We start from the raw sequence: 24,591 nt of genomic DNA, 5'->3' as shown, positions 1-24,591 counted from the left end.
GAGCAGAATCCATCTGACCCAGTGTCCTACTAAACCGTCTTTTGCATAACCAAAAGAACTCGACAAATTAGAACCAATATTCATAGTTTCCTCCATCAGGACGTTAAAAATCCTTAATAGTATAATATCATATGCTACAATAAAAAAGTTGTGCTGTTTTTGATGTTTTTGAGGCTTTTTACAGCACGGTTAAGACAATCCGATTAATCTGGGGAACTTTTTACAGGCAACACGATCACGGAAAAACTATTGCGGGAAGAATACGACCGGACATATCTGAAAAAAAAAGAATTTTGCATCGGAAAACCGATTATTTTGAACTTATTCCGCCGACAGAACATGAGCCGTCCGAGCAGATATCCTCGGAGTCGAGGACACGGTATGCGTCGGCAAGCACGGAAGACTGCGCCAGCATACCGGCAAGAAGAACGGCTTCGAGGATCTCATCCTTCGAGACACCTTTCTTAAGCGCGGATCTCATATGGTATTCCGTGCAGGGACGGCAGTTCAGTGCCGCACCCACGGCAAGACTTATCAGTTCCACGCATTTCGGATCGAGAGCGCTCGTCTCGGCAATCGAGGTCTTGTAAAGCAGATGCGATATGAGAACCTCGGGTCGCTCCGCCATCTTCGTAAAAATAAGCGGAACATCGCCGTCTCTCTCCTTAACCCTCCTGATTAAGTGATTCGCGGTTTTTTCCGTGCCGTCGTCATATATTTCGCGGATAATCTCCTCAAACAAGTCTGTCAAAAATACACCTGACTTTAGTTAATTAAACTTATAAGTAATATGCCTTTGGATTGTACACGGCATGACAAAAAAGGGGTGAGGGGAGATGATCTTTCCGCAGGAGCGGTTCGGAAAGATTCAGGCGATTCATGGAATTCGGGGAATTCGGAGAATTATGGATATTCAGACCATAATGCCCGTATCCGAGAACGGTTTTATCCTGAGCAGAATGTAGTCGCGCATCCTTGAGGGCAGGATCTCGGCAACATCGCCTACCTTAACGCTGTCGTCTATCTTTATCGACGCCACGTAATCCGCATACTCGCCATACGGAATCTTTACGCGAAGACCGGCAATCTGCACGGTAACAGGCGTCGGATGTGTCGAACCTTTGGTAATGCCCAGGTCTTCGTCTATGACCGACATCAGCCTTGCGGGGGATACCGAGAGCGGATCCTTGGCAATCGATTCGCGGCGGATGTCGAGAACGCCCGAAACCTCATCGATAAGCCTGTCGAGATACTCTATCTCGCCCTCCTGCTTCTTCATGCGGTGACCTATTCTTCCCAGTCCGCCGACATAACCGTCGACCGACGGTTCTATTATGCGCTTAAGCGTTTCGCGGTCGGGTCCGCCGGTGACAATGATTGGGACCGTGATTCCGCGCCTCAGAGAATGCATCTTATACTCGATGCAGGTCTCGAAATTGCCGAGCATGAATACCGCACAGTCGTGCTCGTTTATGATATCGCGTTCCTCTATGCTCAGGTTGGCGATACGCTTTCCGAAACCGCGTGAGAGACCTACCATGTTGGTCTTCGCACCAACGCGGCGCAGATACTCCGCGACATCGCAGGAGGTATGCGGCAGATGATGAATGTCAAGGCTCGGCGAGACTATGGCAATCTCGGTGCCGACAAGCGGCGACTCGATAACCTCTCCGCCGAGGGGGCGTCCCGTAGCTTTTACCAGTTCGATATCCTCTTTCGGAATCAGGGACTGAAGGAAGACATCCTGCGCCACGACCTGTTTCTGAATTATGTATCCGCCGAGATCGTCTATCAGATCGACGATGATGTCGTGACGGTATACTCCGCCTTTATAGGTCACGGGAACCAGAGTCATGCAAAAGCACCCCCGTCTTCGCCGTCCGCGGCAAGCATGGCCATCTTCTCCGAGATTATGCCGTCGATTGCCTGCGGCGACAGGGTATTCTCGCTCGAGACATACCAGAAACGGTGATCGTCGACCCATTCGCGGCGGACTCTGAATCCTTCGGGCGCTATCCACTGGAGAGCATAGAGGAGATCCTTATAGATTGACTGACGCTGATCGAAGACAACCGTATCCTCAATCTCCTTTGCATCCGCTATCGAGGAATCGATGGTAACCGTGAAGCGGTCGGGCTGGATAACGCGGTCGCGACCGTATCTCTCCCAGAGAACCGTGAGCATCTGCGCCATGTAACGCTCATCCGTAATGTCCAGAACGATATTGCCGTCGCGCACCATCACGCCCGCAAAATCCGAGATCTTCACAGGCGGCGGCATCTTCCTTAAGACGCCTGCGGCAAAGAAGAACGGGAAGTCGAGATCGATTCGGATATAGAGTTTACTGACGACTTTGATTAAGTCCAGATCCTGCAGTACGTCGGCGGCTATGTCCTTATACGCAAGTCTGCCTGATTCCTCGCGGCATTCAACCTCAAAGTAATCAAGAGCCATGTTTACTCACCCTTTTTCTTCTCGTCGATAAATCCCGATGCCAGAAGAGCCGAGCCCACCGAGCCGATATACTGTGAATACGGGGGAACGACGACCTCGGTCTGAAGAAGTCTTCCCATCTCGTTGACGAGACCGGCAATCAGCGAGGTTCCGCCTACCATGATGACCGGCTCCTTGATATCGACCTCCTGAAGCTGCTGCTCGAAGACCTGCTCGGCAACGCTTCTGCATGCCGCTGCCGCAACATTCTCCTTTGAGTGACCTTCGGCAAGAGCGTTGACAAGACTCTGCGTTCCGAAGACAATACAGTAACTGTTCATCGGAACCTCCTTCGAGAGTCCTTTCATTGCGAGCGGTCCGAGTTCGGTGATGTCAACGCCGAGACGCTTTGAGGTCATCTCGAGGAAACGTCCCGATGCACCCGCACAGATACCGCCCATGGTGAACGTTCCCGGGATACCGTCCTGAACCGAGATGGCTTTGTTGTCCATACCGCCGATATCGATGACGGTCGCCTCGCCGTGCTGGCGGTCGGCAAGATAGACCGCACCCTTCGAGTTTACGGTCAGTTCCTCCTGAATGATGTCCGCCTTCATCTTCTCGCCTATGAGATAACGTCCGTATCCGGTGGTGCCGATTGCCTGAATATCCGACATCTTCAGACCCGCCATTGTCAGGGCATCGTTGACGACGATATCGGCGCTCTTAAGAACCTCGGTTGTCGGCGTCCAGCCCGTGCCCACAATCTCGTTATCCTTCATGATGACGGCCTTTGTCGTCGCCGAACCCGAATCTATACCGAGGGTGATGCCGACCTGCTTCTCACGCGCCAGAAGTGCCCTGCGTTTTGCAATCGTGGTCAGAGCCTCCATCCTCGTAAGCAGGGTTCCCGAGGTCGTCCTCTCGGTAAACGAGTAACTCACGACGGGGAGTGTCGAGTTGTTGTGGATATAGCGCCTCAGCTCGTTCCTGACAATCGCCGCCTCGGAACATCTGAAACATGTCGCGATAAAGACGGCGTCAGCCTCGACCGAGCCGTCGACAAGGGCTTTTGCCCTCGCAATCGCAAGTTTGAGGTCGGCGGATCTTGCCTCCAGACCGAACTCCTTGTAGGCTTTCTTTACGTCCTTTAAGGTGACGTCGGGGAAGAACATCTCGGCGTTGACCGCCGCGGCCGCTTCGTCGATCTCCTTCTGAACGCCGCTGTGCTCGGGTCCGCAGGATAACTGGGCGACTCTTACTTTCTGATCGGCATCGTTCATTTCGGCACCTCCTTTGCGGAAAGTCCGTCAAGGAAATTCTTTATGCTGTCGACAAAGGCAAGTCCCTCGTCCTCGTTGGACGGGTATACTATCTCGAGTATGGGGATATCCTTTCTCTGACGGATCATGAACTTTACAAGCTCGTCGGTTCTTGCGCAGCCCATGCATCCGAACGCCAGATCGGAGTCATTGACTATGACAGCCGCTTCCGCCTCCTCGATGAGCGGACCGAAGATTGCCATTCTTCCGCGAACGCCTGCGGGAACTTCGACAGCCGCATATTTCAGACCTTTCTTCGGGTCTTCGGGGGTCATCTGAAGCGGCGGCGAGTCAAAACCCGGCGTCTGTATCCTCTCGCGGATCTTGATTGCGGCTCCGAGCGGTTCATGCCCGAATCTTGCGACCATATCCGAGAGAATCAGGCTTGTAGACGGATAAATAAAAACTTTTGACATATTTGGACTCCTTTTTTATTTTGTTATACTGTTGTTCGCGGCACCTGTGTCTGCCTCTTTGTTCGCCGACTCTCTGCTCTTTGAGACCGCAATCTCTTCCAGACGCTCCGTGTCGAGAAGCGGTTTGTCGTGATATGTGATGGCATTCACGGATTTTTCATTGGGCTTTACACCATTTTCCATAGCCTTAAGTCCCTTCGAGATATGGCGCAGAAGACCCATCTCGAACTCGTGACCGAAATACCCGGGTCTTGCGCCGCCGAGGTTTGCACGGCATCTCCTCTTGTCGCCGGGCGGAAAACCGCGGTCTTTCACGAGGATATGATACGGGTCCATCTCGCGCAGGGCGGCGATAACCTTCTCCACATCTTCGGGCATTCCGGTTATCTGAAGACCGAAACAGGTCTCTTTTATCATGACGCCCTGCGAGATCTCATAGGCTCTTATCGAGAGATGCTGCGGGGTTATATCGGGCGATTCGACAAAGACATACTTTGTAACGGTGCCGACAAACTCGGGATTGTATTCTTTGGGCATTTACCGCACCTCCCTTATATAGACCGTGTCGCCTTCCTTAAGGGACGCAATCTTCTCGGTCTCGATTACCTTTCCGATAATGTTTGTGGCCTCGAAAGGCTCGGATGTCGGACCGAAGTCTTTGCTTGCGACACTGCGGACACCCACAAGACCTGTGGACTTTCGGGAATCGTTGGTCATGGCAAGCGTGAACGGCTCGACCTCGTCCTTCGGGGTATTCTCTATATTGATGGTTATCTTCTGCGAGACCTTGGGATCGAAGAGCGTGACATCCTCGAACTTGAATATCAGCGGCATCTTTCCGATATCGTACCACTTGAGTCCCGTGACCTCGCGGAATATGCCGCATGTCCTCGGCGCGTTGACATCGTCGAGCTTTATTCCTATGACGTGCGAGAGTTCTACGGTCTTGAGATCGACCCTGCCCTCATTGAGCACCTCTATGGTGTTGGGCGGCATCTGCTCGATTACGACCCGCTTTGCCAGACTTTCGCCGCCGGCGGTCAGGTCGGTATCGGCTGTGACCTTTATGCCGTGCGACTCCGCGATCTTTAAGGCATCGTCGAGTGCCATTCCGCGAAGATCAATCTGCGGAGGGACGGTTTCGACTTTGAAGACGCATCCTTTGTTGGCAAGTTTAACAAGCTCGAGTCCGTGGGTCACGTTTCCCGTCACCGTATGATTCGAGCTTCCCGGGATGTCCTTGGTGTAGATATAAACACTGCCGGACTGCTTGCCCTTTGTCCTTACCGTGACCGTTCCCGCAAGTCTTGTATCACGGACTTCCTGCGGAACAATGCCGCCTTTCATGCTCTGATCGGTGATGAATCCCGAGGCGCTCAGGCTCACCGAGAATTCGTTCTTCTTAAGCGCAATCAGCATATGCTCGACGCTCTCGGAGGCTTCGATGGAGATTGTGCCCGAATCGGCATCGTAACCGCGGGCATTGATGCCCACATAGGTGATAATGCTCATGCCGTCCTCGAGGGGTGTCGACCTGTCGTCGGTCACAAAAGAGTTGCTCTTGTCGGTCTTGCTTACAATGCGCTCGGCGCCCGTGATTGTGTCTCCGGCATTCCACTTTGAGATTATCTTCCTGCCCGAGACCACGACACCGATAACGCCGCCGCTCTCATCCGCACCGTGATCGGCGTTGTGCTTTATCTTTGAGAATATCAGATACGAGCTGTCGGGGTCGTAACCGCCGCAGCCCAGAATTACTTCATAGGGCTGATAAGTGCGTGTCTTTTTCCCGGGCACAATTCCCGATTTGAAATCGCCGAAAGCCACGGTCTGCCGGTCGGACCATTTGACTTTAAGCTGCGCTCCGGCATCACCGTTATCGCCGCTACCCGTGCCTGTTCCCGCACTGCCGATAACGCCGAAGAAGCCTGCCGCGAAAAGTTCGGAACCGCGCTGCGTAAGCTCTATGACCATATCGCCTGCCGATGTGAACAACCGGATATTCTGTGTAGAAGACTCTTCGGAATGCGTCTCCTTTATAATCGCCGCAGAATACCTCGCGGACAGGTCGGGGATGAGATCGCCCAAAACAGCATTGTCGTCGACTTCTCTAATCTGCCCGTCAAGGCGGACTGTTTTCAATTGTTAATCACCTCATAATTGCCGATAATCAGTTAAAATAAGATTGAGTGTTGTTATGATTTATTATGCTTCCCGATCTGTCAGTGATCTGTCAGAGATTTGTCAGTGATTTGTCGGATTTATAGGACTTATTTCTCGGTCGCCATCCTCTCGATCTCTTCCTGCGTGAGATACTCGAGAACCTCGGCGGTAGGACCTATCTTTACAATCTTGCCGCCGCGCATCAGAGCAATTCTGTCGCAGATCTCGCGAACGAAGTCCATATCATGAGACACAACAATGAACGTCTCGTCCATATCCTCACGTGAGTGAAGAATGGAGTGCTTCACATCTATCTTGGTGATGGGATCCATTGTTCCTGTCGGCTCATCTAAAAGAATAATTCTCGGTTCCCGTATAAGAACCTGTGCAAGTGCAACACGGTGCTTCTCTCCCTCGCTCAGCTGGTCGGGATAGCGGTTTAATATCGCTCTGCTCTTCTCTTCCGTGAATCCGGCCATCTTTAAGGTGATAATTGCCTTTCGCATCGCAAGTTCCTTCGGGAACTCGAGACCGATTGAATCCGTAAGGTTATCCAGAACGTTTCTGTGCGGATACAGGTCGTATTCCTGGTGCAGAAGTCCTATGTATTTCTTTGCGCGTCCGCGTTTGTCGACACCAGCCTTTGTCATGTCAACCCAGTCGTCGCCTATGCGCACATTCATCTCACCCGAGGTAGGTTCGAGGTAACCGGACATTATCTTCGAGAGCGTGGTCTTTCCGGCGCCGCTCGTGCCTATGATTCCGAATATTTCCTTCTCTTTTACGTCATAGGAGACGCCGTCGACGGCACGGATCATACCGCGGTCGACCGTGATATAGCGCTTTACGACGTCTTTTGCGATGAGAATCGGCTCACCGAGTTCGCCGGCGTCAAAGACCTCGGTATCGTCCGCCTCCTTCATGAACTGTTCGATAATCTCGGCAGGCTTACCCAGATCTTTTATTACGCCGTCTTCGAGGAGTATGGCGCGGTTGCAGATATCTTCTATGATCTGCGAGAAGTGAGAGGATACAATCATAGCCATGTCGTTGTCTATCGACGCCTGATGCAGCATGCTGTGGACGACCTTTGCCGTCTTTACATCGAGTGTGCCCGTGGGTTCGTCGGCGCAGAGCATGATGGGGTCTTTTGCGAGCTGTCTTGCGAGAACGACACGCTGTTTTTCTCCGCCGGAGAGGTCACGCGCTATGTGCATCATCCTGTGCGAGAGTCTGACCTCGTCCAGAAGGTCCGCAGCCCTCGAAACCTGCTTCTCCGAGGGGTAACCGATATCGGCGAGGGCGTGCATGACGTTTTCTATGACGCGGTCGTCACCGTATAGCGCAAATGTCCTCTGGAACATTATTGCCGTGCGGTTCATTATCCTGCGCTTCATCTTCGCGTTCTCTTCGGCCCAGAGATCGACGTCCGCGGCAACCAGTTTTTTGCCGCATCTCGGGCATACGCCGCCTGCCTGACTCTGCGGACCGATATACGAGCAGCCGTCGCATGCGGCGATATGGTAGATTATCTTTCCAGATGTCGGAGCATCGTCGACGCCGCGGATGAGGTGCATGAGAACAGTCTTTCCCGCTCCGCTTCTGCCGATAATGCCCAATATCTCTCCTTCATCAATCTCAAAACTGATGTTTTTCAGGACCTTGGTCCCGTTAAACTCTTTGCAAAGGTTTTCAACCGTTATAAGTGGCGCCATAACTGTATCCTCGTATGTATCCTGATTAATCCTAGTAGATATCCTCGTTATCCTGAACGCATTCTCCGAAACGTGCAATTTCTCCGATGTGTGATTATTCTGCCGAACTTACCCCGCAGGTATTTGTATGAAAGTGACGGCAGTCAATAATTATTCTAATTATGTTAATTGATAACATTAATTATACTGATTTATGCATGCGGTCATATGCATGTTCTGTAGATTTTTTCTTTATTTTCAATTATAGTCTTGATTCACAGTGTTATTTATAATGCTTCTTTTGAAACCGTATCCGAAACGGCATGCCGGCACGGGTATAGAAACGGGTATGCGGGCGGAGGTGCCTGCATCGTGCCCCGTATCAATACCCCGCATTAATCCGGATCAGTGCTTTGAATCCGCTTCCCGCGACTTCTCACGGCATTTTCCGCCGTTTTCGTCGCTACCGAGATCGCGGCTTGAATAACCGCTCAAATCGCCGCTTACGATATCGATGACCTCGATTACGTCACGGATGATGATGTCGGCGGCATCGGTAAGCATCTTGGGTTTCCTGCAGAACTGCTGCTCGGAGAGGATTGCAAGGTCGGCTTCTTTCATTGCGGCAATGTCGTTGACGCCGTCGCCGACCATGATTACCCTGCCGTATTCGCTCTTTAAGTCGCGGACAATCTGCGCCTTTACCGGCGGCGTCGATATGCCGTGGACGTTCTCGTGCGGAATGCCCAGATAATCCGCCATCTTTAAGAGTTTGTCGGTTCTGTCGCCGGAGGCGATATAGGTCGCTATGCCCATGCCGTGAAGTTTCTGTATCGTATCCTTTGCATTCGAGAAGGGTTTTCCGCCGGAGGTGATTGTAAACTCTATGGCGCCCGTGTTTTTGTTCACTATGACTCCGCTGTTCATCGCGACAACCTGCAGCGATTTGCAGAAGTTCCAGACATTGCGGATGCAGATCTGAAGGTCGCTTACCTTTGCACGGGTGTCGGTATGGAGAATCTTTGAGATCTCGTCTTTCGTGACCACTCCGGACGAGCAGGCAAGCCCGAATTCTATATTGTTCTCCGTAATGTAATCCGAGAGGAGTCTGTCGCCGTCGGCGTTGATTATGTCCTGAGAGCCGGCGTAAAGTATGATGAGTGCCCGCCCTTTTACCGAGCAGGTCAGAGTGGTCGTCTCGATCTCGGGAATCATCCTGTCGTTTATCACATCGCGGGCAGTCCTGTAGGTATGGAGGGGCGTGCCGGCACTGTCAAAAACTACCGCGGTCTTCATCATTGCTTTTCTCCTTTCGGTTTAATTTTTCATGGGCTATTATCATGTATAATGCTTTTTATAATCCTGCTTCCTGTGGAATGTTTATATAGAAATACCTGCCATATACCGTTTAAAGACGTTACGGTCGGTTTCCCGCGACAATAAGGAGGATATAATATGGGAGATGTATTGGCAACATATTACTTTGAACCCAGAGAGGATACTACGCCCGAATTTGCCGCTCAGGCTATCGCCGACGAGCAGACGACGGGCACATGGACCGATCTCTCGACGAGGACGGATTACGTAAAGCGCCTTGACGGCATCGTGAAATCGGTGGAGAAGTGCGGCGCAGGCTATACCGCGGAACTGCTCTATCCCGAAGAGATCTTCGAGAAGGGGAATATTCCGCAGTATCTTTCGGTGCTTGCCGGAAACCTCTTCGGGCTGGGCAGGTTGAACAATGTAAGGCTAATCGATTTCAGGCTGACGCCTAAGCTCTGCGATTTCCCGGGTCCCAAGTTCGGAATCTGCGGCGTAAGGAAGATGATAGGCACGGACAGGAACAGCCGGCCGCATGTGGGCACGATTATCAAGCCGAAGGTCGGTCTGAATCCGAAGGATACCGCGGAAGTTGCTTATCTCGCGGCAATCGGCGGCGTTGACTTCATCAAGGACGACGAGACCCTTACGGATCAGGGATTCTGCCCCATGAAAGAGAGGGTCGAGGCGGTCATGCAGTCTCTTGACAAAGCCATGACTGAAACGGGGCGGACGATCCTTTATGCCGCCAATGTCTCGACGCGTGCCGATAAGATAGTCGAGCGGGCAAAGCTTGCCGTCGACTGCGGCGCCAATGCCGTTATGGTGGACGTTCTCACAAGCGGATTTGCGGCAATCGAGGCTCTGCGCGAGTCCTCAATCGATGTTCCGATACATGTCCACAGGACGATGCACGGCGCAATGACGAGGAACGAGAAGCACGGCATTGCAATGCGCCCTCTGGCGCGGCTCGTAAGGCTTGCGGGCGGCGACCAGCTCCACACGGGAACGGTCAGCGGCAAGATGGGGCACAATCCCGAGGAGCTGAAAGCGGATAACAGGACGCTGACCGAGGAACTCTTCGCCGCCGACGATTCGGGCAGCGAGCGCAGGCTTAACTATGTCTTCCCCGTTGCAAGCGGCGGTCTGCACCCGGGCAAGGTGCATGCCGAACTTGCGGGGCTAGGAATAAATGTCGTTCTTCAGGCGGGCGGCGGCATACACGGACACCCGAAAGGGACGCAGGCGGGGGCTACGGCAATGCGGCAGGCGGTCGATGCTTTCATGCAGGGAATGAGCGCCGAAGAATACGCAAAGAACCATACCGAACTCAGACTTGCGATTGAGAAGTGGGGCAGCAGTTAAGATTACTCCTCTGCCCCACATATTATCAATTTATTACCCCACACATTATCCTTCATATTACCCGTCAAATTGCCCCCGCTCACCGTTTTTTGCGCCTGCAAAATTAATTACCCATTCGGTCAAAACTATTCTGCACAAAGAGGTAATTATGGAGATACCGTTTGTAAAACTTCAGGGTAACGGCAACGACTTTGTTCTCATCGACGAGATCGCGGGCTCGGTTATTCCCGACGATATGAAGGGCGAATTTGCAAAGCTCTACTGCGACCGCCGTTTCGGAATAGGTGCGGACGGAATACTGTTCATCTCTAAGCCGCAGGATTCTTCGAAAGCGGATATAAGAATGAGGCTGTTTCAGCCCGATGCCAGCGAGGCGGAGATGTGCGGCAACGGAATCAGATGTCTTGCGAAGTATGCATACGACTGTGACAGAATCAAACACTCGGCACGTATAGAGACTATGGCGGGCATTCTCGAGGTCGAATGCGGATACAACGATTCCGAGGAGTTCTCCGCAACAATCGAGATGGGTAAAGTCATCTACGACAGGAAAGATATTCCTGCGACAGGCAGCGGCGACTACGAGGAGAATATCGGCGGATACACGGTTAATGCCGCCAACACCGGCGTTCCGCACGCGGTTATATTCATAGAGGATCTTGAGGGTCTGGATATCTGCGCCGAGGCGCCGCAGATTCGTCACCACAGGTCATTCCCGAAAGGAACGAACGTGAACTTCGCAAAGGTCACGGGAAAGGACGAGATCACAATCCGCACCTTCGAGAGAGGCGTCGAGGGCGAGACCTACAGCTGCGGCACCGGCTCCACGGCGTCGGCGGCGATTGCGTTCAAGACCGGCAGAACGGGCAATGTCGTTCACGTAAACACAAAGGGCGGTCCGCTTACGATTAAAATCGAAGACGGCAGGGCAAAGATGACGGGTCCCGCGACAACGGTCTTCTCGGGCAGTATTCGGATGTAATCGGCAGTATTCCCGGCAGTATATTCGAGAGTATTCTCGACGGTATAATTGAGAGAAAACCCGAATTCAAAAAAAAATCAAAAAAAAAATAAAACAAAACAGACTTTTTTTATTTTATTCCGACGGGGTTTCTTTATCCGAGTCGGCGGCGACTATGCCTTCTTTGACGATCTTAAACCCGAACTCGCTGCCTTCCGGCATTGATCTGTGCTTTTCGAGGATGGCACGCCTGCGGTTCATGAACTTTTCGACGCGGACTATGACCTTTGAGATATGCTCAAGCGAAGTGCCCCCAAGCCCCGTGAGCCTGCCGGTATCGATATCCGTAAAGACCTGATTTGTTATGACCACGGGGATATTCAGGCGCTTTGCGTATCCCAGAAGGAAGACCATCTGATTTCCGAGCCTTCTCTGGACCTCGCCCGAACTTGTGAGTTCCACGCGGTAGAGTGCCGTTGCCGAATCCAGAACAATGATGCCCACGTCGGAGTCGAGATGCGAACTGCATTCCCGTATCATGAGGCTCTGCTGATCGAAATCGGAGGGCTCATAGAGGAGAAGTTTCTCGGAGAGCGCTTTGGCGTCCTCGCCGCAGATCTGGCAGAAGCGCTCGACAGAGAAACCTTCGCTGTCGATGACAATCGCTGATCTGCCGGACTTGAGCACGCTGACGACGCACATGAGGGCGATTGTGCTCTTTCCCGCCGCAGGCTCGCCGTAGAACTGCGTTATTACCTTCCGTTCCAGACCGCCGCCTATCAGCTCATCCAACTCCGGGCAACCCGTGCTTATCTTATCCGACGTCATCCTCTTCCTCTCTCCCTCAATTCCTCTCTCTTCCTATCTCTTCCTCTCTCTTCCTCTATCTTTCTCTGTCCACTTTCGCCGGTTTAACGGTTTACTGTATCTGCTCGAGTGCCAGATTCTCCGCCATTGCCGCTATGTTCTTCATCGGCATGCCGGTCTTCAGTGCGCACTTCTTTACATCCTCGAACTCCGCCTTGAAGGTAGCGGGTGCATCGTCTATCCAGCCTATCTTGACGTTGATAAGGTAGGTCTCGTCATTGATCAGGAGTTTTACCTCCTCGAAGGTCCTGTGCAGTATCGAGCGGTGGACTGCCTTGATATGCCTTATTCCGAGCGTTCCGAGTTCTTCGGAGAGTATCTGCACGAATTTGTCGGCAGTGCCCGGAACACAGATTACCCTTACCAGATATCCGCAGCGCCCTTTCTTCATGAGGAGCGGGGCGGCGGAGACGTCGCGCGCACCCGCATCCATGATACGCTGCATTGTATAGGATAGGACCTCGCCCGTGACATCGTCGACATTGGTCTCGAGGATATCCACGAAGTTCTCCTCGCGGCTGTCGGATTCGAGGATCATGGCGCGGAGCACATTTGCCGAACGCGGCAGATCTTTCGTCCCCGCACCGTAGCCGGATGCGATTATCTTTCCGTGCGGCATGCAGGGCGGCATGGCGGCAGCGGTTTCCCCGGCTGTCTCGCTGTCGGCACCGCTGCGGTATGCGACAAACTCGGAGATAAGTGCAGCTCCCGTCGGCGTGCAGAGTTCGCCGGTCTCCGTGTCCGTGTCCATGAAGGTCTCAAGACCCGACTTTTTAAGAATTTCTGCGGTCGCGGGTCCGGGGACCGGCATGGTTCCGTGTTCGCCGTGAATATACCCGCATCCGAGATTTATGGGGCGGACGGCTACCGCATCGGGGTTTATCGAGAGAAACGCGGTGCAGGCGCCGATTACGTCCGCGATTGCATCGTCGGCGCCGACCTCGTGGAAATGGGTCACGGTTCCGTGAACCGCGGTCTCGCCGGCATTGATTCTGTGAAAAACACGGACTGCCATATCCTTTACTTCCTTTGAAGCCGAAGAACGGAGGACAATCTCGATTACATCGTCGAGATTCCTGTGAGTCCGCTCCGCATTGGTCTCGACTTTTACGGCGGTGATTCCGTGTTTGACTACGGATTTAAAATCCGGCTCGGCAACTACCGACGACATTGCCGACCTCACAGCCTCGCTGTCGGCACCTGCGGCAATAAGGGCGCCGATTATCATATCGCCGGCGATACCGTTAAATGGATCAAAGAGGAGTATTTTCATAACTACAACTACTTATAGCAAATTAGATATAATTGAGTATTAAGGTGATCATATGATAGACCTAAAAGTCGACAGCGCATACCCCGAAGATCAGGGATGCGGGAGAGCAAGACTGGATCCGGAGACAATGCTCTATCTGCGCGTATCCCCGGGGGATTTAATATATATAGAGGGGAGAACACGCACTGTAGCCAAAGTATGGAGGATGTCGGTCAATGACTGGAATCAGGGAAAGATCCGCATTGACAACTATATCCGTGCCAACGCCGGCGTCAGCATAAGCGACAAGGTTACCGTCTCGGTCGTCGAAAAGCCCGTTGCCGCCGAATCGGTTATCCTTGCGCCGCCCGAGGATTTACCCAAGGATATCCCGATAAACTATAACAGTGCCGTTGCCAAACTGATTGATTTCCCGATACACGATAACGATTCCGTCCCGATTGCCGTCGGCATGCCGTTTATTCCGATGCAGTATGTCTCATACAAGGTAGTCAGCATAACGCCGCCCGGGGCATCCATTATCTCGCGCGATACCGAGATTGAGTTCTCGGATCAGCCTGCGGAAGGTTTCGAGGGCATGAAACTTGTATCCTACGAGGATATCGGCGGACTCAAGACCGAACTTCAGAACGTCCGCGAGACCATCGAGATGCCGCTTCGTCATCCCGAACTCTTCAACAAACTCGGTATCGAGCCGCCGAAGGGAGTGCTTCTCTACGGACCGCCGGGAACGGGAAAGACGCTGATTGCAAAGGCGGTCGCAAACGAGAGCGGCGCACATTTCATATCTATTGCGGGCCCCGAGATTATTTCCAAGTATTACGGCGAGAGCGAGCAGCGTCTGAGGGAGATCTTCGACGAGGCGGAGGAGAATGCGCCGTCCATTGTCTTCATCGACGAACTTGACTCAATCGCACCCAAACGCGAGGATGTCACGGGCGAGGTCGAGAGGCGCGTCGTTGCCCAGCTGCTCACCATGATGGACGGTCTTGAGGAGATGGGGCAGGTTGTGGTTATCGGCGCCACAAACCGCCTTGATGCAATAGATCAGGCGCTTCGAAGACCCGGACGTTTCGACAGGGAGATCGAGATAGGCGTTCCGACCGAGGAGGACAGGCGCGAGATTCTGGGCATTCACACGCGCGGAATGCCGATAGAAGGGGAGACACGCATTATCGAGTACAAGAAGAAACTCGATGCCGCCAGTGCTGACAGAAAAGACGCTCTCGAAGAGGAGTTCAAGGAGATAAGCGAGGAGGTCAAGAAAGTCCGCGAGGAGATGATTCAGGAGTTTGCCGCGAGAACGAACGGATTTGTGGGCGCGGATCTTGCGGCACTCTCGCGCGAGGCGGCAATGCGTGCACTGCGGCGCTATATTCCCCACATTGAGATGGATTCCGATGAGATTCCGCAGGATATTCTCGAGTCCATGGAGATTAAGGTCAGCGATTTCAGAGATGCCCTCCACGACATTCACCCGAGTGCGATGCGCGAGATCTTCATTGACCTGCCCAAGATTAAGTGGTACGATGTCGGCGGACTCAACAACGAGATTGAGGAGGTCAGGGAGGCGGCGGAGTATCCGATTACGCGCCGCGAGAAGTTTGAGAATCTCGGCATAAAGCCGCCGAAGGGAGTGCTTCTTTACGGTCCGCCGGGTACGGGAAAGACGCTGATTGCAAAGGCGATTGCCTCGGAGAGCGGCGCCAATTTCATATCGATCAGGGGTCCGCAGATCCTCTCGAAGTGGGTCGGCGAGAGCGAGAAGGCTGTCCGCGAGATATTCCGCAAAGGAAGACAGCTTGCGCCCTCGATTATCTTCTTCGACGAGCTTGACGCGATTGCGCCGGCAAGGAGCAGCGGTACGGACTCAAAGGTCTATGATACAATCCTTAATCAGATTCTGACGGAGTTCGACGGCATCGAAGAGCTTAACGGCGTCGTCGTGATGGGTGCGACAAACCGCCCCGATATCATCGACCCCGCCATCCTGCGTGCCGGAAGATTTGACAGACTTATCTATGTCGGCGAGCCGAACGAGAATCGAGGATGAGGATTCTTCAGATTCATTCGAAGTATATGCCGATAGAGGACTCGACCATAGAGGATCTCGTCGAGTATACTGAGAATTACGACGAGGGCGCAATCGAGGAGGCGTTTGCGATTTTAAGCCGCAAGAAGGACTTCTCAATCCACAGAAACGTGACCTGCAAGGATGTGAAACAGTCCCTCTCAGAGATAAGCAAGGCCGAAGGCGAGGAGGAGATGACTCCGACGACGGGCAGCCGCAGGAGGCGTATCATAGTTGCCGAACTTATCCGCAACGGTCTTTATATCGAGGATGAGCCGCGTGACGAGCTTTTAAAGAGGATAGCGTCGATGACGCAGGGATATGTGGGTTCCGATCTCGAACTGGTATGCAGAGAGGCGGCGATGTTTGCAATGCGCGATTCCGGAAACAGAGTCGGGTTCAGGCACTTCGAGATGGCGCTCACAAAGGTGCATCCCATGATGAACGACAGAATCAGAGAGCAGTATGCAAAGATTCAGCAGCATTTCAAGGGCGGACTGCCGATTGAGTCGCAGCCGCTTCCAGAATACCAATAAATATCCTTTTTTCATCAACTTTCATCAGTTTTAATTAACGGCAGGGTCAATATATAAGAATAAGAAGAATCGAAGATCGTTTAGGATCTTCGGAATGTTCCGCCGTTTCGCACGGAATATTCATTCGGAGAATGCTGTTTGAAACAATATCAACACTATACTTCATACCTTATACGGGGAGTTTCCTTCCGTCATTTGTCGGAGATCGTGTAAGGCGGGAACGGCATAACTGCATGATGCAGTATTCGTGCAGTATTGCATAAACATCCCGCCCGAAGTCGCAACCGGAGTTTTCCGGATTTTGAGAGATGAATACCTTTAGGTATCGTTCTCTTTTGTTTTGACTTTTGAATATTACATGAATCTTATATGAATCTTATACAGGCAATAAAAAATGACCAAAAACAACGTTAAATTTCGTTTGGAAAAGAAAGAAGATTACAGAGCAGTCGAAAACCTTGTCAGAGAGTCGTTCTGGAATGTTTACAGACCGGGATGCAGCGAGCATTACGTCATCCACGTTCTGAGGGACGATCCCGCCTTCGTAAAGGAACTTGATTTCGTCATGGAAGAGGACGGGAGAATCATCGGGCAGAATATGTTCATGAAGACCTTCGTCGATGCCGATGACGGCAGAAAGATTCCCGTGCTCACCATGGGTCCGATATGCATTGCTCCCGAACTCAAGCGCAGGGGCTACGGAAAGGCTCTGCTCGATTATTCTCTGGAGAAGGCAGCCGCGATTGGCTTCGGCGCCGTCCTCTTTGAAGGAAATATAGAGTTCTACGGCAAAAGCGGCTTCGATTTCGCAAGCAGGTTCGGGATACGCTACCACGATCTCCCCGAGGATGCGGATTCATCGTTCTTCCTCTGCAAAGAACTGATTGCGGGGTACTTTGACGGCATTACGGGAGTTTACAGGACGCCTGCGGGCTACTACGTGAAGGACTGCGATGTCGAAGAGTTCGACAGGGAGTTTCCCCAAAAAGAGAAACTGAGACTTCCGGGTCAGCTGTTCGGCGGAGACGGGGAAGAGGACTGAGGAACGGCATAAACAGGCACGCGGATAAACGAAAAAATCCGAGCGGCAAAAAAGGGATCGGGTTGCCGGTCTTTTTTGCCGCATTTTTCGTGTTTTTTTGTGTTTTGCCGTTTTGTCACTTTTTACAGCGCTTTGTCGCATCTGTTGCATTTACGGCATTTCATGCGCTCTTCTTCCGAGGCTGTGCGCCGCAGATCCGCATTTTTGCGCTCCGCATCTTTTTCGCGGTTGTTTTTGTCTTTTTACGTGAAACGGCGGGATCATAATACGTTATTATTTATACCTCAATGAACAAATATGTGCATGTAAGTGTGTAGGAACCGAAGCGATGCCCGAAAATCGCGGCGGAATTTATGCCGCAAACGAATAAAATAATCACGGCTCTTACCGCAATACCGAATCGGAGGAGAAAAGTTGACAAACTGCACAACCTTTTTAGACGTAAACAGAAGGTTAGGAGAGAAACCTGCGCTGATATTCCCTGCGGGGAATGTCACGTACTCATACGGGGAACTGTTTGAAGCGGTATGCCGCCGCTCCAATTTCTATCTGAAGAAAGGAATCCGCAAAGGCGACAGATTATGTGTTTATCTGCCGGCAAATCCGGAATACCTTCTTTCTTACCTTGCACTCTGGCGCATCGGCGCCGTTGCCGTGCCGCTGAATATAGTCTTAAGCGACAGCGAAGTCCATTACATGCTCAGGAATTCGGGATCGGCGGCGATTATCACGGATAAGAGCGGCGAGAAGAACGCCAAGACGGCATGCGCAAAATTCGAGAGCGAAGGCGCGGGAAAGGTTCCGATGATATTCACGACCGACGACGGCGGGTTCGAGGCGGAGGTCGCGGAGATGCCGGATTACATAAGAGCGGTCAATGTCGAAGCCGACTGCCTCTGCCAGCTTCAGTACACCTCGGGAACCACGGGTCAGCAGAAGGGCGCAATGCTGACGCACGGCAACTGGATGGCGGCATTCGACGCGGAATCGTCGCTCATGAAATACACGTATGACGATGTGTATCTGGGAATCTATCCGATGTCGCATGTCGGCGTCTCGTGGGGTATCTCGGCGCTGAAGGCGGGCTCGACATGGGTTATCATGGAGAAGTTCGAGATGGACAGATACATCGAGTATGCCGAGAAATACAAGGTGACGGTCATCGCCGGAATGCCGCCCGTAATTCACTCGCTTGTCAAGATGCCCCCGGGAACCGAGGATAAATTCAGGACATGCAAGGAGATGATCTCCGGCGGCGGTCCGCTCCATCCGAGCGTCTGGAAAGAGTTCCATTACCGCTACGGAATCCCGATTATCAACGCATACGGACTTTCCGAGACGATTGTGGTCGGCACGGGAACGGCAATCAGACAGGAGGATTACAGAACCGCGGACGAGTTCAAGAGTGTCGGCGCACCGGTGGGATTCACCGAGATGAAGATTGTAAATACCGAAGATCCCTCGATTGAACTGGAGGACGGCAGCGTCGGCGAGGTTGCCCTCCGCGGTCCCGCGATTGCCAAGGGTTACTGGATGATGCCGGCTGAGAGCGCCAAGGTCTTCCTGCCCGACGGCTGGTTCCTTACGGGCGATATCGGATTCATAGACGGGGACGGCATGCTCTCAATCACGGACAGAAAGAAGGACATGATTGTGATGTCGGGCTGGAAGGTCTATCCGACCGAGGTCGAGAAGGCGTATATCGAGCATCCCGACATTGACGATATTGCGATATTCGGCTGCCCCGATATTCACAGGGGAGAGATTCCCGTCGCCGCCGTGGTATTCAAAAAGAATAAGGTGCTGACGGATGAGGAACTGATTGAATACGGCATGTCGAAACTTGCCAGATACAAGGTTCCTAGAAATTACATCAGAGTCGACGAACTGCCGCGTGTTAACGGCTGGAAACTCCTCCGCCGCGAACTCCGCGAGAAATACTGCAGCACTTTTGCGGGCAGACAGGAATAAAAATACTTTTTTATGGTCGGCGTCATCAGACAGAGGATTAGGGATGATCGGAGATCGTCGGGTATCGCCGGTCTCGATTTCCAGCTCGACGGCGGGTTTCCGAAGGGCAGGTCGATTGTCGTATGCGGCGGTGCTCTTTCGGGAAGCGAGCTTATCGCAGGGCAGTTCTGGAGAACGGACAGGAGCGGCGGCAGTTCCTATATCATGCTCGACGCCGTTCCCGCGGACGGGATGACGGATGCCCGCGATCAGGACTTCGACGGCATAATCGCGGCGCTTAAAGGCGACTGCGTCGTGGTCGATTCGCTCTCGACCGTCATCCGCAGATTCGGAATCGAGAAGGGACTGTTTCTCATGAACGAAGGGACAAAGGAACTGAGGGAAAAAGGTGCCGACGTCATGTTCATCCTCTACGACGGCGTCCACAGTGCCGCCGATCTCGCGTCCGTTTGCAGAAATGCCGACGTATTCATACAGTTAAGCGAGGTTCTTCACGGCAACGATATTGAAAGAACACTCTCCGTAAGGAAGATGTCGGGCTTCGTTATTCCGAATCGGGCATATCCGTATAATATCCTCGCGGACGGCATCGAGCTTTCCACTACCGAGAGAGTGGTCTGAAAGCGGCATTTTTACGCGTATGCCGGAGAAAAATGATTGTATAAAATATAAAATAAATAAAGAATTTAATTTATCTCTTTTTTGCTGTAAAGACAGCCCTGAACGTCCTTGCCGAGTTTGCCGATTGCGTCCGCACGGCAGCGCTGACAGTGTCTCATCTGGCGGACATAGGGTGAGCATTTGTCCTGCATCTCGCGTTTCTGCGCATGGGTGGGCGGGACTATGTCCTTGAACTTGTACTGCGGAATTACGGGGATGAGGTTATAGGTAAATACACCCATCTCGCCGCATTTCTTCGCGATATCGACTATGTGGTGGTCGTTGACGCCGGGGATGTAGACGGTGTTTACCTTTACGAGCATCTTGTTTGCGACCGCCATCTCGATTCCTTTCAGCTGCTGGGAGAGGAGTTTCTCGGCACCTTCCCTGCCGTGGAGCTTTTCGCCGCCATACTCCACGAAGGTGTAGATTTTCTCGCCGATTGAGGCGTCGACCGCGTTCATGGTGACGGTGAGGTTGCCGACATCGTACTCACGGAGTCTTTCTATGCTTTCGGGAAGGACGAGTCCGTTTGTGCTGAGGCATTTAATCTGAACGGGGAAATGCTCTTTTAAGAGGCGGAGAGTCTCAAAGGTCTCCTCGTTCGCGAGCGGATCGCCGGGTCCCGCGATGCCGATTACCTTGAGATACGGGAACTTCTCCTGCGCACGTTTTACGAGGTCGACTGCCTCTTCGGGGCTTAAGACTTCGCTGCAGACTCCGGGTCTGCTCTCGTTTACGCAGTCGTAGTCGCGGACGCAGTAGTTGCACTGGATATTGCACTTCGGCGCAACGGGGAGATGAATCCTTCCCGCCGTGTGACAGGCATGTTCACTGTAGCAGGGATGCTCGTTTATCCGTCTCAATGTCTCGGGGTCATAGGGTATTTCCCTGCCCGCGACATTGGCGATGGGGTATTCGTTCTCAGTCATAGTGAATCTAATATGTTAGAATGTGCTTATGACTAAAAAACGTAACCAAATTATCATTGACCGAAACAGGGTTCTGCGGGGAGATCTCAAAGGAACGGGTTTTTGATCAATTCGGTTTGCGGGTTTTTTCACGGATACCCGCGATGACGTATGACTCAGGTTAAATATACATGCAGACAGAATATTTGTCTGTGATAATAATGTTCTCGATTCCGGATACAAAGAGATCGAAAGGCTTTGCGGCGACGGTCCTGCTTGTCGCCGTTGCAGCCCTCTTCATGGTTTCGGCGGGATGCACGACAACCAGCCAGCCGATTACGCCTACAGCCGCACCTACCGAGGTGCCGGTCATAACGCCGGCGCCGACCGCCGATGCGGGATATGCCGTGACACAGCCCATCGTGGTTAAAGCCGACGACAGCCTGATTACGACGAAAACCACGATTGATGCCGTTGAGAGCGGCAATTCGGGTCTTGTGGTTACGGTTACCTACGATAAGAAGAACTCGATGGGAGCAACCGGCGACGGTCTGTTTACTCTTGCTTATATCTTCGCTTACAACTACGACGATGTGCCGAAGGACTTCAACCCGCAGACGAGAGAGGATCTCTTCAATGCCGGCGTTCCGTACAAGTCGGTGCGGTCGACGATTTACCCGAACAATGTGGTCTACGCCACCTGCGAACTGCCGGTCGACTCCGTGCCGACGACACATTCGCTCTCAATCGGTAAGCCCTACAACTACGGCGTTATCGTCTACAATGTCAATAATCTTGACTGAAATCGCGATTGAAAAAAAGAACTTTCTTACGGAGTAAGGGTAAAGGGAAAATGATCCTTTTCCCCCTCTTTCGTATTGCAATACGCTGCGATGCGGGCGAATGCCGCGTCGGATTTTATTTCAGCCGCATTACGCGGTGAGCTTTCTTACGGCAAGGGTCAGTACCGCATCGACGGTTACCGCAACGACTACGCAGATAACCAGCGAGATAAGAAAGTCCTGCGAGATTTTGGATGCCAATAATCCTATGATTACGGATACGAAGAGTATCAGAAATTCTTTGTGGGATTCTTTCATGTTATTCAAGATATATGGTCGATAGGATTTAAGAATATCTGCGGATTTAATGCGAATCCGAATTTAAAGCATATCGGACTGTTTTGTGAAATCGCTCAAAAAGAAGTGGACCCAGTGAGATTCGAACTCACGATCTTCGCCGTGTAAAGGCGACGTCATGACCGGCTAGACCATAGGTCCTTAAATTCAGTGCTTTATAGTATTCGCGGTTTTTACTATTAAACGTATTGATTTACAGTCAAAGATATCGATTAATAATCCGATCTTACCGCCTGTCTTTTTTCGCGGCATATGCGGACAGAGAAAAGTAAAGAAAATTGATCAGTCTTTTGCTTTGTATTCGGGGTATGTGTCGTCCGTCAGGCTGCCTGCACGTATATCCCTGCCGCATCTCTCCGATTCACGTTTCATCTTCTCGACCACCGCACGGATTATCCATTCGTCAACCGAGATTCCTTCTTCTTCAGCCCTCTTTTTGACATCCCGAAACATTTGCTCATCCAAAGGGACATCTAAGTCTACAGATGTATCTTTTTGTACCATCACGCACATATTTGATTTTATTGATAATAATACTGCTGGTCGAAAACGGGAAAGAATACACTTCTTATTGCGACTTGTAAATAAATTAAAAACAGATATGAAATTCAATTATTCATTCACTGCCGTTCTGAGAATTTTTTCATCTTCAGGAGACAGTTTTTCTAATTTTTCCCATTCTTTTCGCAGTTCTTCAAAGGTCTTCAGTTTAGGCATCAACCTTACAATCACTTGTGAAAAACTCTCGGAGTTATCCTTTTTTCTCTCGGAAAGCCTCTCGTAAGCCTCGTCAGAGATGTTTATTGTTTTTGTCATGATTGAATACCCCTCCGTGTATGTACATATATTCTTGCCAAACAAGATAATAAGGATTCAGTAGGATACTTCATGATCTTATCAACATTCTTTGCTCTTTCATCCCCTATATCGAGGATACGCTCGGAAGATATGCATCCATGAACGCCAATCATATTGAAGCTTTCCCGCACAGGGACAGACCGCGGATGGCAAGTCAGCCCGATTCCGTATTGAATTACGAATTAGTCTTCTGCTGACATGCCGGTGCGTCAGGATTCTCGGTTGTCCTGCATTATATTGTATTGTCCTTCTTTCCAACTATCCGATGATATCGGAGAGCTTTTTGGGTGCGTCGATGCATCTTTCTTTAAGGTAGCAGGTGTTGCAGCGGTCGGTTTTCCGGGGCATGGGAACGGTTCCCGCCGCTATCTTCTCGGCTTTCTTAAGTGCCGCCAGCGCTTCGCGCCTGTCACGCGGCGATACCCTGCAGATTCTGTGAACGCCGGATGGGATGTATTCGATTATTATCTCGTCCGCGTCGGTGTGAAGGGATTCTCTTGCACAGATTGAGAAGAGTGCGGCGCGGACGCGGTCGGCGTTGTAGACTCCCGTGTCGGGTGCGGGGGTCATGCGTATGAGGGCGATGTGCGGGGACGAGTCGAACCAGCGGTCGATGACGCCGTGGAGGTTATAGGTCTTCGAGGAGACTTTTACGTCGTTTTCGGAGGCTTTCCGCCATGTGTTGCCGCGGCATGCCTGCGACCATGTCCTGTAGGTCTCATAGAGGGCTTCGTCGATATCGGGGTTGACGGTTTTTATCTCCGCCCATATCTCATCCTCCTGTTTTGTGCCGTATTGGGTGTCGTCGCCGAGGTGGTAGGAGATCTGCTTTGCGATGGTGTAGTTTTCGGGTTCTTCGCGGTTCTTTTCGCTTAACTCGAGGTAGTATCTGACGGGGCAGATGTGGCAGGATACTATCTGCGATATGCTGAAGTTTTTCATTGATCTCCCTTTATTTCAGATATTATTTTTGATATTTTTATAGTCATTTGTTTCAGATTCCGCGATGCCGGTGCCGGATAAATAATCCTTATTTTGTTTGAGATGCAATATCTGTACATGGAAAAGCGCGATATTGCGGTCAATCTGCCAAACGATCTCGATCCCGTATATGCGAACAGGATTCAGGTGGCATACAAGGATGATGAGTTTACTTTTGTCTTTCTGCACGAGATTCCGGGGACAAACCATGCAAGAGCGAAGGCAATCGTCTCGATAAGTCCCAAGCATGCAAAGAATCTGTCCGAGGTTCTTGCGGGTTCGCTGCGCGATTACGAGTCGAAGTTCGGCGAGATAAGAAACGCGGTCGAGCAAAAGACCACGAACGACACCGCAAACGACGGCTCCGGCGATCCTTCGGATACGGTTACAATCCGCGGTTATTCATGAGAATGAATCCGCCTGTTTTATAATTTTAAAGCGCGAAGTTATTATGCAGTTTTTATCTGCATCATGCGCCGCCGTGGCTTAGCGGTATAGCGGCTGATTCGTAATCAGCAGGTCGAGGGTTCAAATCCCTCCGGCGGCTCTTTGTTTTTGTCTTTTATCCTTTGTCTTTTGTCTTGAATCCCGTTGCGCTCGTAAGTATC

At 51.8% G+C, this 24,591-nt stretch carries 23 protein-coding genes, 2 tRNA genes and 1 pseudogene; 9 read left to right on the top strand and 17 right to left on the bottom strand.

The window, feature by feature from the left end; translation table 11 throughout:
• Positions 1 to 310: 310 nt before the first annotated feature.
• The 9 genes from T502_RS06560 to T502_RS06520 all read right to left on the bottom strand — a co-directional run bounded on the left by T502_RS06560 (position 311) and on the right by T502_RS06520 (position 9,327).
• Positions 311 to 751, bottom strand: coding sequence for a carboxymuconolactone decarboxylase family protein (locus T502_RS06560; protein ID WP_042706374.1), 441 nt, complete (start codon positions 749 to 751; stop codon positions 311 to 313).
• A gap of 162 nt (positions 752 to 913) precedes the next feature.
• On the bottom strand, positions 914 to 1,855 hold the full coding sequence (locus T502_RS06555) for a methanogenesis marker 7 protein (protein WP_042706373.1): 942 nt from the start codon (positions 1,853 to 1,855) through the stop codon (positions 914 to 916).
• Positions 1,852 to 2,454: a methanogenesis marker 17 protein gene (locus T502_RS06550; protein ID WP_042706372.1), complete on the bottom strand. Its 603-nt coding sequence runs from the start codon at positions 2,452 to 2,454 to the stop codon at positions 1,852 to 1,854. The genes T502_RS06555 and T502_RS06550 overlap by 4 nt, the downstream gene beginning before the upstream one ends.
• A gap of 2 nt (positions 2,455 to 2,456) precedes the next feature.
• Positions 2,457 to 3,716, bottom strand: a complete 1,260-nt coding sequence (locus T502_RS06545; protein WP_042706371.1) for a methanogenesis marker 15 protein — start codon at positions 3,714 to 3,716, stop codon at positions 2,457 to 2,459.
• Positions 3,713 to 4,171, bottom strand: coding sequence for a methanogenesis marker 5 protein (locus tag T502_RS06540; RefSeq protein WP_042706370.1), 459 nt, complete (start codon positions 4,169 to 4,171; stop codon positions 3,713 to 3,715). Before T502_RS06540 ends, T502_RS06545 begins: the two co-directional genes overlap by 4 nt.
• A gap of 15 nt (positions 4,172 to 4,186) precedes the next feature.
• Positions 4,187 to 4,708, bottom strand: a complete 522-nt coding sequence (locus T502_RS06535) for a methanogenesis marker 6 protein (protein ID WP_052359222.1) — start codon at positions 4,706 to 4,708, stop codon at positions 4,187 to 4,189.
• The gene (mmp3, locus tag T502_RS06530; RefSeq protein ID WP_042706369.1) at positions 4,709 to 6,313 is read right to left on the bottom strand and encodes a methyl-coenzyme M reductase-associated protein Mmp3; all 1,605 of its coding nucleotides are present in this window, start codon (positions 6,311 to 6,313) and stop codon (positions 4,709 to 4,711) included.
• Positions 6,314 to 6,441: 128 nt separating this feature from the next.
• Positions 6,442 to 8,049 (bottom strand): methyl coenzyme M reductase system, component A2, encoded by a 1,608-nt coding sequence (gene atwA / locus T502_RS06525; RefSeq protein ID WP_042706368.1) that lies wholly within the window; start codon positions 8,047 to 8,049, stop codon positions 6,442 to 6,444.
• 384 nt (positions 8,050 to 8,433) lie between these two features.
• Entirely contained in the window at positions 8,434 to 9,327 is an 894-nt protein-coding gene (locus T502_RS06520; protein ID WP_342665771.1) for an HAD family hydrolase, read from the bottom strand.
• 156 nt (positions 9,328 to 9,483) lie between these two features.
• Between T502_RS06520 and T502_RS06515 the strand changes: the two genes are divergently transcribed.
• The gene (locus T502_RS06515; protein ID WP_042706367.1) at positions 9,484 to 10,713 is read left to right on the top strand and encodes a RuBisCO large subunit C-terminal-like domain-containing protein; all 1,230 of its coding nucleotides are present in this window, start codon (positions 9,484 to 9,486) and stop codon (positions 10,711 to 10,713) included.
• 148 nt (positions 10,714 to 10,861) lie between these two features.
• A complete protein-coding gene (gene dapF, locus T502_RS06510) occupies positions 10,862 to 11,695 on the top strand; it encodes a diaminopimelate epimerase (RefSeq protein WP_042706366.1) in 834 nt (277 codons plus the stop codon).
• Between the two features lie 114 nt (positions 11,696 to 11,809).
• Here dapF and radB read toward each other — a convergent pair whose 3' ends face one another.
• The gene (gene radB / locus T502_RS06505) at positions 11,810 to 12,523 is read right to left on the bottom strand and encodes a DNA repair and recombination protein RadB (RefSeq protein ID WP_281172093.1); all 714 of its coding nucleotides are present in this window, start codon (positions 12,521 to 12,523) and stop codon (positions 11,810 to 11,812) included.
• A 70-nt stretch (positions 12,524 to 12,593) separates the two neighbouring features.
• On the bottom strand, positions 12,594 to 13,814 hold the full coding sequence (larC, locus tag T502_RS06500) for a nickel pincer cofactor biosynthesis protein LarC (protein WP_042706364.1): 1,221 nt from the start codon (positions 13,812 to 13,814) through the stop codon (positions 12,594 to 12,596).
• Positions 13,815 to 13,866: 52 nt separating this feature from the next.
• Between larC and T502_RS06495 the strand changes: the two are divergent.
• From T502_RS06495 to T502_RS06480, 4 genes and pseudogenes are all read left to right on the top strand, one after another.
• A pseudogene (locus T502_RS06495) lies at positions 13,867 to 16,421 on the top strand (CDC48 family AAA ATPase).
• A 421-nt stretch (positions 16,422 to 16,842) separates the two neighbouring features.
• Positions 16,843 to 17,463, top strand: coding sequence for a GNAT family N-acetyltransferase (locus tag T502_RS06490; protein ID WP_211248151.1), 621 nt, complete (start codon positions 16,843 to 16,845; stop codon positions 17,461 to 17,463).
• Positions 17,464 to 17,877: 414 nt separating this feature from the next.
• The gene (locus T502_RS06485) at positions 17,878 to 19,434 is read left to right on the top strand and encodes a class I adenylate-forming enzyme family protein (RefSeq protein WP_042706362.1); all 1,557 of its coding nucleotides are present in this window, start codon (positions 17,878 to 17,880) and stop codon (positions 19,432 to 19,434) included.
• Between the two features lie 12 nt (positions 19,435 to 19,446).
• Positions 19,447 to 20,055 carry an RAD55 family ATPase gene (locus T502_RS06480; RefSeq protein ID WP_042706361.1) on the top strand — a complete coding sequence of 203 codons (609 nt, stop codon included), beginning with the start codon at positions 19,447 to 19,449 and terminating at the stop codon, positions 20,053 to 20,055.
• 65 nt (positions 20,056 to 20,120) lie between these two features.
• Here T502_RS06480 and T502_RS06475 read toward each other — a convergent pair whose 3' ends face one another.
• Positions 20,121 to 21,026: a radical SAM protein gene (locus T502_RS06475; RefSeq protein ID WP_042706360.1), complete on the bottom strand. Its 906-nt coding sequence runs from the start codon at positions 21,024 to 21,026 to the stop codon at positions 20,121 to 20,123.
• 170 nt (positions 21,027 to 21,196) lie between these two features.
• On the opposite strand from T502_RS06475, the gene T502_RS08915 reads away from it, so the two are divergent.
• Positions 21,197 to 21,808 (top strand): hypothetical protein, encoded by a 612-nt coding sequence (locus tag T502_RS08915; protein ID WP_157197488.1) that lies wholly within the window; start codon positions 21,197 to 21,199, stop codon positions 21,806 to 21,808.
• A gap of 129 nt (positions 21,809 to 21,937) precedes the next feature.
• Here the strand turns inward: T502_RS08915 and T502_RS08910 are convergent, their stop codons facing one another.
• The 5 genes from T502_RS08910 to T502_RS06450 form a co-directional block, all read right to left on the bottom strand.
• A complete protein-coding gene (locus tag T502_RS08910; RefSeq protein WP_157197487.1) occupies positions 21,938 to 22,105 on the bottom strand; it encodes a hypothetical protein in 168 nt (55 codons plus the stop codon).
• Between the two features lie 106 nt (positions 22,106 to 22,211).
• Positions 22,212 to 22,285: transfer RNA gene (locus T502_RS06460), tRNA-Val, on the bottom strand.
• 141 nt (positions 22,286 to 22,426) lie between these two features.
• Positions 22,427 to 22,597: a hypothetical protein gene (locus T502_RS08905; RefSeq protein ID WP_157197486.1), complete on the bottom strand. Its 171-nt coding sequence runs from the start codon at positions 22,595 to 22,597 to the stop codon at positions 22,427 to 22,429.
• A gap of 159 nt (positions 22,598 to 22,756) precedes the next feature.
• The gene (locus T502_RS06455) at positions 22,757 to 22,960 is read right to left on the bottom strand and encodes an antitoxin VapB family protein (protein WP_042706357.1); all 204 of its coding nucleotides are present in this window, start codon (positions 22,958 to 22,960) and stop codon (positions 22,757 to 22,759) included.
• A gap of 300 nt (positions 22,961 to 23,260) precedes the next feature.
• Positions 23,261 to 23,944: a CRISPR-associated protein Cas4 gene (locus T502_RS06450; protein WP_042706356.1), complete on the bottom strand. Its 684-nt coding sequence runs from the start codon at positions 23,942 to 23,944 to the stop codon at positions 23,261 to 23,263.
• Positions 23,945 to 24,061: 117 nt separating this feature from the next.
• Here T502_RS06450 and T502_RS06445 point away from each other — a divergent pair, with 117 nt between their 5' ends.
• Both T502_RS06445 and T502_RS06440 read left to right on the top strand, forming a co-directional pair.
• Positions 24,062 to 24,391, top strand: coding sequence for a DUF3467 domain-containing protein (locus T502_RS06445; protein ID WP_042706355.1), 330 nt, complete (start codon positions 24,062 to 24,064; stop codon positions 24,389 to 24,391).
• A 67-nt stretch (positions 24,392 to 24,458) separates the two neighbouring features.
• Positions 24,459 to 24,530 (top strand) — tRNA-Thr (locus tag T502_RS06440).
• The last annotated feature ends 61 nt before the right edge of the window (positions 24,531 to 24,591 follow it).

Source organism: Methanomicrobium mobile BP (assembly GCF_000711215.1).
Lineage (GTDB): Archaea > Halobacteriota > Methanomicrobia > Methanomicrobiales > Methanomicrobiaceae > Methanomicrobium > Methanomicrobium mobile.
This window is presented reverse-complemented; position numbering and strand designations above follow the sequence as displayed.